At 66.1% G+C, this 10,561-nt stretch carries 7 protein-coding genes; 3 read left to right on the top strand and 4 right to left on the bottom strand.

The window, feature by feature from the left end; genetic code table 11:
- The 3 genes from BEN49_RS05820 to BEN49_RS05810 form a co-directional block, all read left to right on the top strand.
- Positions 1–471, top strand: a 471-nt coding sequence (locus BEN49_RS05820; protein WP_083325815.1) for a ribosomal maturation YjgA family protein, incomplete at its 5' end; no start/stop codon positions are given.
- Positions 472–1,121: 650 nt separating this feature from the next.
- Positions 1,122–2,102 carry an aspartate carbamoyltransferase catalytic subunit gene (locus BEN49_RS05815; RefSeq protein WP_070742045.1) on the top strand — a complete coding sequence of 327 codons (981 nt, stop codon included), beginning with the start codon at positions 1,122–1,124 and terminating at the stop codon, positions 2,100–2,102.
- 108 nt (positions 2,103–2,210) lie between these two features.
- A complete protein-coding gene (locus tag BEN49_RS05810) occupies positions 2,211–3,488 on the top strand; it encodes a dihydroorotase (protein WP_070742043.1) in 1,278 nt (425 codons plus the stop codon).
- A gap of 153 nt (positions 3,489–3,641) precedes the next feature.
- Here BEN49_RS05810 and BEN49_RS05805 read toward each other — a convergent pair whose 3' ends face one another.
- From BEN49_RS05805 to BEN49_RS30420, 4 genes are all read right to left on the bottom strand, one after another.
- Positions 3,642–6,080: a glycoside hydrolase family 95 protein gene (locus BEN49_RS05805; protein ID WP_070742041.1), complete on the bottom strand. Its 2,439-nt coding sequence runs from the start codon at positions 6,078–6,080 to the stop codon at positions 3,642–3,644.
- A 182-nt stretch (positions 6,081–6,262) separates the two neighbouring features.
- Positions 6,263–6,982, bottom strand: coding sequence for a peptidase dimerization domain-containing protein (locus tag BEN49_RS25370; protein ID WP_083325814.1), 720 nt, complete (start codon positions 6,980–6,982; stop codon positions 6,263–6,265).
- The gene (locus BEN49_RS25365; RefSeq protein WP_083325813.1) at positions 6,895–7,728 is read right to left on the bottom strand and encodes a M20/M25/M40 family metallo-hydrolase; all 834 of its coding nucleotides are present in this window, start codon (positions 7,726–7,728) and stop codon (positions 6,895–6,897) included. The genes BEN49_RS25370 and BEN49_RS25365 overlap by 88 nt, the downstream gene beginning before the upstream one ends.
- 428 nt (positions 7,729–8,156) lie before the next feature.
- Positions 8,157–10,232, bottom strand: coding sequence for an alkaline phosphatase (locus BEN49_RS30420; RefSeq protein ID WP_083325812.1), 2,076 nt, complete (start codon positions 10,230–10,232; stop codon positions 8,157–8,159).
- Between the last annotated feature and the right edge of the window lie 329 nt (positions 10,233–10,561).

Below are 10,561 nucleotides of genomic sequence, written 5' to 3'. Positions count from 1 at the left end.
ACGGGGGCCCCGGCGGCCCACGCGGCGCCGCTGCCCCCGCCCACCGCCGCGCGGTGCCCAGTGGGGCCCCACCGCGCCCCCCGCCCCGCTAGCGTGTTGGTTTTTCGCCGCGGGTATTTCCTACTCGCCTCGCTGCTGTTCGGCGTCGAGGCCGCCATTGCCGCCTTCGCCCACGATGCCCTGCTGCGGCCCTACGGGGGCGATTTGCTGGCCACCGTCATGCTCTATTGCCTGCTGCGCAGCTTCTGGGCAGCGCCGGCGGCGCACACCATCTGGGCGGCGCTGCTGATTTCGTACGGCATCGAGGCAGCCCAAGCCGCCCACCTGCTGGCGCACCTGGGCCTGGCGCACTCAGCGGCGGCGCGGCTCGTGCTGGGCAGCCAGTTCGAGTGGGGCGACGTGCTGGCCTACACCCTGGGGGCCCTGTTGGTGGCCGGCGTGGAGCGCCGCCGGGCCACCCGGACGGCGTGACTGGGACACCGGGGAAGGCGGGACGCTCGGAGGCACTTTTCGCCTTTTAACAAGGACCTTTGCCCAAGCCAACTGTTTGATTGCCGGGCCCTACTCTTAACCGCGGTCTGGGGCCCCAGCCGGCTCGAAACACGTTCACATAGCGCACCAAGGCAAAGATTTTTGGGGCTTTTGTTCGTAGTGCGCACGTTCGTTTCAGCGGAAATTCTTGCCGGCCATGCGCAATGGACCCGTAACAATACCGTAGCTTTGCAGCATGCTTCAACCGAAAAACCTGTTGACGAAGCGCGGTACCCTGCTCGGCCGGGAACCGCAAGGGGGCCGAAAGGTCTTCGCCACCATCGGTTTTCCCGATTTCGCCGCTGGTATTTCCGTTGTTTTTTCTGAGTATTGCCCCGCTACCGTTTCGGATTCCGAAACGGTTTTTTATGTGCGTTGCGTTCGCCGGCCACCGCCCGCCGCCGATTCACATTTCCTGACTCAACCGCTCCCCACCGGCCGCCGCTGGGCGCCAATACTCCCCCGCCCGTGGCGGCGTCCTCCGTCGCTGGGGCCCCCACCGGCCGGCCGCTGCCCCGGCACGGGCGGCGGTAGGTAAGGCTTCACCCGATCCATTTCAGCTAGATAACCTCATTTTCCTCTATTCCGGTATGGCACGTAAAGACCTGATCGACATCGCATCCCTTCGCCGTGAGGAAATCGAGTTCCTGCTCGACCAATCCACGTCGTTTAAAAAACTATTTTCCCACTCGGTGAAGAAAATCCCCGCCCTGGAGGGGAAGTCCGTGCTCATGCTGTTCTACGAGGCCAGCACCCGGACGCACTCTTCCTTTGAGGTCGCCGCCAAACGCCTCTCAGCGGAGGTCACGAATTTCGACGTCGACCACTCGTCCATCAGCAAGGGCGAGTCGGTGCGCGAAACCATCGAAACGCTCCAGGCCATGCGCACCGACTACATCGTGGTGCGCCACAGCCACCCCGGCCTGCCCGGCATGATTGCCCGCCAAACCACGGCCTCGGTCATCAACGCCGGCGACGGGGCGCACGAGCACCCCACCCAGGCCCTGCTGGACGCCTTCACCATCAAGGAGAAATTCCCCGATCCCCGGGGCAAAAGAGTCCTCATCATCGGCGATATCCTCCACTCGCGCGTGGCGCGTTCCACCAGCACGCTCCTGCAAAAGCTGGGCATCGAGGTTGCTTACCTGGGCCCGGGCTCGCTGGTACCCAAGTACGTGCCGGAAAGCATCCGCCGCTTCACCGACTATGAGGCGGCCATGGCCTGGGCGCCCGATGTGGTGTACCTGCTCCGCGTGCAGATGGAGCGCCAGGACGTGCAGTTTTTTCCCAGCCTGCGCGAGTACCACCGGGTCTACGGCATCACCAACACCCGGCTGGCGGAAATCCGCGACCGCGGCCTCTACATCATGCACCCCGGCCCCGTGAACCGGGGGGTTGAGCTCTGCGACGCCGTGATGGACTACGAGCGCAGCCTGATTACCAACCAGGTCGAAAACGGGATTTCCATCCGCATGGCCGTGCTCGACTGGCTCACACCGGGCGGGGATTTCCCGCGGCAGGAATCGTACGTCGCCCGGCCGCGCGCCAGCGCAACGGTGGCGATGCCCTAAATGCCCGACGCGGCGGTCTTCACTTCTTGAAGCTGTGTAAACCGTCAAGCTGAACATCTTCCTTATCTATAACCCCATCCCTTGCCGGTTTACCGCACTCCTCCCTACATGCTTCTCCTTCAAAACGCCCGCATCGCCACCGAAAATTCACCCGCGCTTGTCGAGGCCGATGTCCTGATTGTCGAAGGAATCATCCAGGACATCGGCAAAGGCCTGGCCGTTCCCGCGGGGGCCCGCGTCATCGACGCGCGCGGCCGGGTGCTGATGCCGGGCATGTTTGATGCCCACGTCCACTTCCGCGCCCCCGGCTTCGAGAACAAGGAAACCATCACCACGGGCAGCGAAGCGGCCATCAACGGCGGCATTACCGGCGTGGTGATGATGCCGAACACTCTCCCGGCGCTCGACTCGGCGACGGCGATAGCCACGGTGCTGGAAAACGCCAAGCTCCGGTCGCGCATTCCGGTGTACACCTCCGGCTGCGTCACCAAGAACCGCGCGGGCAAGGAGCTGGCGGAAATCGAGGGCATGCGCGAGCTCGGGGTGAAGATGCTCACCGACGACGGCGACACCACCAACGACCCGGCGGTGCTGCTGCGGGCGATGCAATACGCCACCGAGTTCGGAATGTTTTTCGCCAGCCACTGCGAGGTGCCGGAGCTGGCCGGGCCGCGCGCCCTGAACGAAGGCGTGATGAGCTACCGGCTCGGCATCAAGGGCTCGCCGGCCTGTGCCGAGGAAATCATCATCGACCGCGACATTCGCCTGGCCCGGGCAACGGGCGCGCACGTGCACATCCAGCACGTGTCCAGCAAGCTTGGCATGGAAACCATCCGCTGGTGGAAATCGCGCGGCGACGTGCAGGTGACGGCGGAAGTGACCCCACACCACCTGATGTTCACCGACGAGCACATCGGCGACTACGACACCAACTACAAGATGAACCCGCCGCTGCGGACGCAGGCCGATTGCGATGCCCTACTTGAGGGGCTCATCGAAGGCGTATTCGACATTATTTCTACGGACCACGCGCCGCACACGCCGTTCGAAAAGGCCCAGGATTTCATCAGCGCCCCCAACGGCATCACCGGCCTGGATACGGCCCTCGTGTCGCTATACCACCACTTCGTCGAGCCCGGCACGTTCGGCTGGGACGTGGTGGTGAAGCGCTATTCGGCGGAGCCCCGCCGCCTGATGGGCCTGCCGGTAGCCGCCATCGAAATCGGCCAACCAGCCGAGTGCCTCCTCTTCGATACCGAAGCGGAAACGACTTTCACGCGGGACTTCATGAAATCAAAATCCCAGAACACGCCCTTCATTGACCAGACACTGAAAGGCCGGGTAGACCTGGTGATTTTGGGCACGGAAATCCTGCTGGAACGCTAACCGTTCACTACGCTAAAACCTGAAATACCCCGGAATTCGCCCCGAATTCCGGGGTATTTTTTTTGTGGCCGACCCATCCGCAGGACAACTAGCCATTTTTACCCGGCCACCTCGTGGATAGCTATGGCTACGCCCATCCTTCCCCTGGGGCCCCTACTTAGCCACCACCTCGTAGCTCACGCCCGCCTTCGTGGGGAATGAGGTGAGGTAATACTTCACCCCGCCGGCCGTGGCGGTAGCGCTTTTCGCCTGCACCCTAAGCACTTGCACGGGCGTGGTGGTGCGCAGCATGCAGGGGGCCCCGGCGCGCGAGGTGAGGCGCGCGGTGGCGAGGCGGCCGCTTTTCCAGGTCATGTCCACCACGAAGCCGCCGCGGGCTACCAGGCCGCGCACAGCGCCAGTGGCCCAGGCGGCGGGCAGGGCCGGCAGCAGGTGCACGTCGGCGAGCTGGCTTTGGAGGAGCATTTCGGTGAGGCCGGCGGTGGCCCCGAAGTTGCCGTCGATTTGGAACGGTGGGTGGGTGTCGAAGAGGTTGTTGAGGGTGGAGTTTTTGAGCAGCTCCTGGTACATTTTGTAGGCGTGGTTGCCGTCGAGCAGGCGGGCCCAGAAGTTGATTTTCCAGGCCTTGCTCCAGCCGGTGCCCGCGTCGCCGCGCACGAGCAGCGTTTGGCGGGCGGCGGCGGCCAGGGCGGGCGTGGTGAGCGGCGAAATCTCGCGGCCGGGGTGCAGCCCAAATAGCTGCGACACGTGCCGGTGCTGCGGGTCCACGTCCTCAAAATCGCCGTACCACTCCTGCAAATTGCCCTTCCGGCCGATGTGCAGCGGGTAGAGCCGGGCCCGCGCCGCCCGCACCCGCGCGGCAAACGCGGCGTCGGGGGCCCCCAGCACCGAGTCGGCCGCCAGCACGTTGCCAAACAGGTCGCGGATGATGGACATGTCCATGGTGGAGGCGATGGTCACGACCTCCTCGCGGCCGTTGGGCAGGCGGTAGCTGTTCTCGGGCGAGGTGGAGGGGGCCGTTACGAGGTGGCCGTCGTGCTCCACCAGCCAGTCGAGGCAAAACTCAGCGGCTCCGCGCATCAGCGGGTAGGCCGTTTGGCGCAGGTAGGCGCGGTCCTGCGTAAAGCGGTAGTGCTCAAAGAGGTGCTGGGACAGCCAGGGGCCGCCCAGGGCCCAGTTGGCCCAGCGGGGGTCGCCGGTGCCATCGCCCACGGGGTTGCTGGGGCCCCAAATGTCGGAGTTGTGGTGCAGGGCCCAGCCGGCGGCGCGGTAGTAGGTGCGGGCGGTGGCCGCGCCGGTGGTGGCCATGTGCTGAATTTGGGTGCGCAGCGGCTCTTGCAGCTCCGAGAGGTTGGCGACTTCGGCGGGCCAGTAGTTCATCTGGAGGTTGATGTTGGTGGTGTAGTTGCTGCGCCAGGGCGGCTGCACCAGCGGGTTCCAGAGGCCCTGCAGGTTGGCCGCCTGCCCGCCGGGCCGCGAGCTGCTGATGAGCAGGTAGCGCCCAAAATCGAAGTACAGGGCCTCCAGGGCCGCGTCGGGCTGGCCGGTTTTGTAGCGCGCCAGGCGCTCGTCGGTGGGCAAATTGGGCCCGGGGGCCCCGGCGAGCGTCAGCGCCACGCGGCGGAAATAGGCCTGATAATCGGCCACGTGGCGGGCGCGCAGCTCCGCAAACGGGCGCGCCTGGGCCCCGGCCAGCCAGCGCCGGGCCTCGGCGGTTTCGTTCTTGCCGTCGGCGTCGGGGCACTTGTCAAAACCGTTGAAGCTGGTGGCGCCCGACACGAGCAGCAGCGCCTCAGTGGCCCCGGCCACGCGCAGCACGCTATCGGCCGTCACGGTGCCGTCGGTGCGCACCACCTTCAGCCGAATTTGGAAGCGCATGCCGTTGCAGCCCGGGCGCTGCTCGTAGGCCAGGGGCTCGTCGGGGGCCCGGGGCCCGTCGTCAGCCGACGCCAGGGCCTTGCCGCGCAGCACCAGCTCGCCGGGGCCCTCCACGGCCCGCTGAAAGGGCAGCGGGTGGCGCAGCGACAAGTTGAAATTCAGCGCGTTCTTCTTGCTGGCCGTCAGGCGAATGACGATGACCTGGTCGGGGGCCGTCACGAATACCTCGCGGGTGTAGGCAACGCCGCCCGCCGTGAAGCGCGTGGTGGCGGTGGCGGTGGCTAGGTCGAGGCTGCGGTAGTAGTCGGTGGCTGCGCCGGCCAGCGGCTGGCGCAGCAGCAGGTCGCCGAGGGGCTGGTAAGCGTTGGAATTAGGGCCCTGCATTTTTTTCATCAGCGCCGCAGCCGCGGCGTTGTCGCCGGCGAAGAGCAGGCGGCGCACCTCGGGCAGGTAGGTGGGCGCGGCCGGGTTGGGGTCGGGGTTGGCGGGGCCGCCGGTCCACAAGCTGCTCTCGTTCAGCTGCATCAGCTCCTCGGCCGGCCGGCCGAACAGCATGGCCCCCAACCGGCCGTTGCCCACGGGCAGCGCCTCGTTCCAGTCCTTGGCGGACTGCCGGTACCACAGCACCGGCCCGGCCGGCTGTTGGGCCCAGGCGGGCGCGGCGCCCGCGAGGGCCAGCGCCAGGCAGCAAGCGCGCAGTAGCTTGTCAATCATTTAGTTGGGTTAATAAAACGGTCATGCTGAGCGGAACGAAGTGGAGCCGAAGCATCTCTACCGCAGCAGTAATTATGATTAGTGGAGCAGTAGAGATGCTTCGGCTTCACTTCGTTCCGCTCAGCATGACAGTCTGAACGACCTACTGAACAGCTTCCAAAATTCCTCGTCCGGGGCCCAGGCTACGGCATGGTCATCACGGCGGCCATGGTTTCCATGCCGTCCCAGAGGTTGCCGAGGCGCAGGTTTTCGTTTTCGGCGTGCTGGTTGTTGTCGTAGTTGGCGATGGGCACGGTGAGGGTGGTGGCCCCCAGCGCGTCCTTGAAGGCGAAGAGCGGCAGGCTGCCGCCCGAGGTGGGCAGGCGCACCACCGGCGCCGCCACCGTGGTTTGCACCGCCGCCACCACGCGCCGGGCCAGGGGCAGGTCCATGGGCGTGCGCTGGGCGTTGTAGCCAGTGGCGGGCGTCACCTGCACCAGGCGCGGGTGCTGGGCGCGCTCGGCGGCGGTGGGCGCGGCGCGCGTCACGAAGTAGCCCTGGCGCTCGAGGTGGCGCACCACCTTGGCCACCTGCCGCTGGTAATCGTTGCCCAGCACCAGGCGCAGGTCCAGCACGGCCTCGGCGGTGGTCGGGATGACGTTGGCCGCCTGGGGCCCCACGTTGGCGCTGCGCATGCCGTTGATGTTCAGCGAAGGCTGGTTGATGAGTTCGCTCAGCGACTGGCCCCGCCCGTCGGCCCGGGCAAAGCCCAGCCCCTGCCGGATGGCGGCGTCGTTGTTGGGAATCTGGCGCACGGCTTCCTGCTCGGCGGCGGTCAGCGGCACCACGTCGTCGTAGAAGCCGGCGATGGTGACGCGGCCGGTGCTGTCCTGCATCGAGCCCAGCAGCCGGGCCAGGGCCATGGCCGGGTTGGGGGCCCAGTTGCCGTAGTGGCGCTGTGCAGCGGGCGCGTGGGCCCGTACACGGTCAGGGCCACGTTCACGTCGCCCCGGGCCCCGTAAACCACCTGCTTGCGGCCCGACTGGTGCACCGGCCCGTCGCAAATAATCCACAAATCGGACGCGAGCAGCGCCTTGTGTCGGCTCAGCAATTCGGCCAGGTGGGGCGAGCCCCGCTCCTCTTCGCCTTCGAAGAAAAACTTGAGGTTGGCCGTGGGCTTCACGCCGCTTTCGGCCAGGGCCTGGTAGGCGGCCAGGATGGCCATCACCCCGCCCTTGTCGTCGGAGCTGCCGCGGGCGTAGAGGCGCCAGTCGGGGGGAAGCGGCGTGCCCGCCGGCGGCAGCGGCACCACCTGGCCGCCGGCGCTGAGGGCCCCCGTGGCCAGCACGGGCACAAATGGGCTCAGGCCCGGGGCCCACTGGGCAGGGTTTACGGGCTGCCCGTCGTAGTGGGCATAAAAGATGAGCGTGCGCGTGGCCCCGGGCACGCGCACCTCTCCGAACACGGCCGGCGGCACGCCCGGCGTGGCCGCCCCCAGCAGCTGCACCCCGCCCAGGCCGCGCTGGCGCATCAGGTCGGCAATGGCGCCGGCCGTGCGGCGCAACCCGGCCGAGTCGGCTGCCACGTTCGGAATGGCCAGCAGGCGGGTGAAATCGGCCAGCAGTTCGCGCTCGTGGCGCTGGCGGTACTGGCGCACTTTGGCCAGCACGGATGCGGGTGGGCCCCGGCGGCGAGCAGCCCGGCGGCCGCCGCGGCCAGCAGGGCCCCCAGCAGGTAAGGTTTCTTCATGGCCGCAAGTAAGCCCGGAAACTACCAGAAATTCGGGCTTCAGTGCCGTTTTTAGGAGCTATCGGAATTAATAAACCGGGTATGTTCCGCTGGCGTCCGCGCAGTCGAAACATCTTTCCCGCAGCGTTAATTATGATTAGCTACTGCTGTTAAGCAGTGCTTTAGCCGGGGACCTGGGGCGAGTAGCGCGGACTTTGTAGTCCGCGTCCCCGCGCCGTTCAAGTCATTCCACCGACGCGGGGACGCGAACTACACAGTTCGCGCTACGCCCCCAGGGCTCCTAAATGCAAAAAAAGAGGAGCGGCTAGCCGCTCCTCTTTTCTACTTCTGCTGGTTGAGCGCGCTGGGTTACAGCTTGATGGTTTTCTGGGAAACCACCTGGCCGTTCACCGTCACGGCGGCCACGTAGAGGCCGGTGCGCAGGCGGGTGCCGTCCACGGCCACGGTGTGGGCCCCGGGGCCGTAGGACTGGCCGGTGACCACGGTTTGCACTTTCTGGCCGATTTCGTTGAATAATTCCACCGTTACGGCGCCGGCCGTGGCCAGCGTGAAGGCCACCTGGAAGCGGTCGGCAAACGGCACGGGGCTCAGTTGCACGCTGGCCGTGGCCAGGGGCCCCGCGCTGGGGCCGCGGGTGCTGAGGGTGGTGGCGAACAGCGTGAGCTGCATGAAATCGGCCAGGATGGGGGTGATGGCTGTGTTGTCGAGCAGGCCGCGGCCGGTGATTTGCTGGGCGTGGGTGTTAGTGTTGTCCTCCGCGGCCACCCAAATGTCTTGCGGTGTGTGGTTGCCCACGGCGCCGGTTTGGGCGGCGCCGTTGCCGTTGGTGAGCGGGTTGGAGGCGTAGGCCACCACAATGCGCTTGGCCGTGGCGGAGGTGGGCTGCGGGTAGGTTTTGCCCTGGAAAGTGGCCAGCGTGTAGTCGGGGAACCAGCCGTTGGCCCCGCCGTCGCCGCGCACCAGGTTGGTGGGGGTGGCGTAGCCGGCCTCGGCGGCTACCGACTTGCCGATTTGCCCGGCGTAGGTGCGGATTTTGGTGCCGTTCTTGTTGGCGTTGTCCTCGTCGTGCAGGCCCGTCACGGCAAAGCCGCCGCACTCGTGGTCGGACGTGCTAAAGATCAAGGTTTTGCCGCTGCTGGGCGTGGCCATCAGGGCCCGGCCCTCGGCCACGGCATAGTCGAAGGCCAGCACTTCCTTGATCATGTAATCGGAGCCGTACACGCCGGTGGTGCGCGCCGTGGTGGGCGTGGCCGCCACGCCGGCGTCGCCGCCGCCGGCGTACACCGGCTGGTCGGCGTCCACCACGTACTGGTTGGTGGTGCCCGTGCCCGCCACCACCGAAATACCACCGGTATTGGAGTGCTCCAGGTGGTCGATGCGGCCGGCTTCCACCATCAGGAAGAAGCCCTTGCCGTTGCTTTTGGCCTGCAACACCTTGATGGCCATGGCCGTCATGTCGGCCAGCGAGGGCTCCCAGGCAGCGCTCGTCTGGCGGTCCTGCTCGTAGTTGACGTGCGAGGCGTTGAAGAGGCCGAGCAGTTTCTTGCCGCCCGGGCCGTACTGCGCCAGGTCGATGTTCAGCAGGGCGTCGCGGCTGTTCACATACTGGTAGTTGCGCTGCTCCACGGCGTACTTCACCAGGTCCACGTCGTCGGCACGGTTGCCTTTGAGGGTCACGGCCGCGCCGGCCGCGTTAAGGATGGGGGCCCCGGTGCGGTCCACCACGGCTTCGTAGGGGCTGGCCGCGCCGCGGGTGCGGGGCATAAAATGCCGGGCGCCGCCGCCGAGCACCACGTCGAGTTCCACGCCCACTTTCGGGGCGGGCAGCACCCAGTCGCGGGTGGCGGAGTAGCGGTAGGCGGCCGTGGGGCTGCTGTTATAAATGGCCTCGTATTGGGCCTGCGTCGAGGCAATGTACTGGGCCGAAATGTAGTCCTCCAGGTCACGGTACCAGATGTGGCTGGCAAAGGCGGCCGGCGTGGCGTGCGTGATGCGGGCCGTGCTGACCAGGCCCACGGCGTAGCCCTGCTTCTTGGCCGCCTCCAGAATGGTTTCGATGGCCGCGCCGCTACTAGCGTTCAGCGAAATCACCTCGTTGTCCTGCTTGCCGGGCTTACCGCAGGCGTACACCGAGGCCCCCGGGGCCGAGTCCGTAATCCACGAGTTGAGCGAGTGGGTGGTCACGGTGGCGTTGTACTTCATTTTGTCCAGGTTCAGCACCTGGAAGCCAGCGTCGGTGGCAAAGCGCTTGCCGTCGCGCCCCTGGCCCAGGGCCATGCGGGTGGCGGTTTTGGGGGCCAGCCCGAAGCCGTCGCCGATGTAGAGGATGACGTTTTGGTTGGTGGACGCCGCCTGCGCGCGGGCCTCGTGCCGGGCCCCGGCGGCCAGCAGCAGGCCCCCAGCGAGTAAAAATCTGACCTTCATAAAAACCGAAAAGAGGTGGAGGGAATGTGTAAGCGTTTGCCGCCCGCAAAAGTCCCCGCCCTCTGTGAGGCCGGCATTACCCATTCATCAAGTCTACATTACCAATTAAAAATATACCAGCCCATCATTTAATATTGCCATAACCCGCCGCCCGGGGCCCTATTTTACCTTTGCGGAACCCTTTTTCGGTGGCAGTCTGAAACGGGGTGGCCGGGGTGGTCCGGCGACTTTTTCAGTCGTCGGGCCACTCTTACTACAGAACGGGCCCCCACGGTAATTAACCAAGGTCCCTATTCTTTGGTAAGAGTGGCCCGACGACTGAAAAAAGT

It is taken from the genome of Hymenobacter coccineus, assembly GCF_001816125.1.
Lineage (GTDB): Bacteria > Bacteroidota > Bacteroidia > Cytophagales > Hymenobacteraceae > Hymenobacter > Hymenobacter coccineus.
The sequence above is the reverse complement of the archived record's forward strand: the minus strand, read 5'-3'. Positions and strand labels throughout refer to the sequence as shown.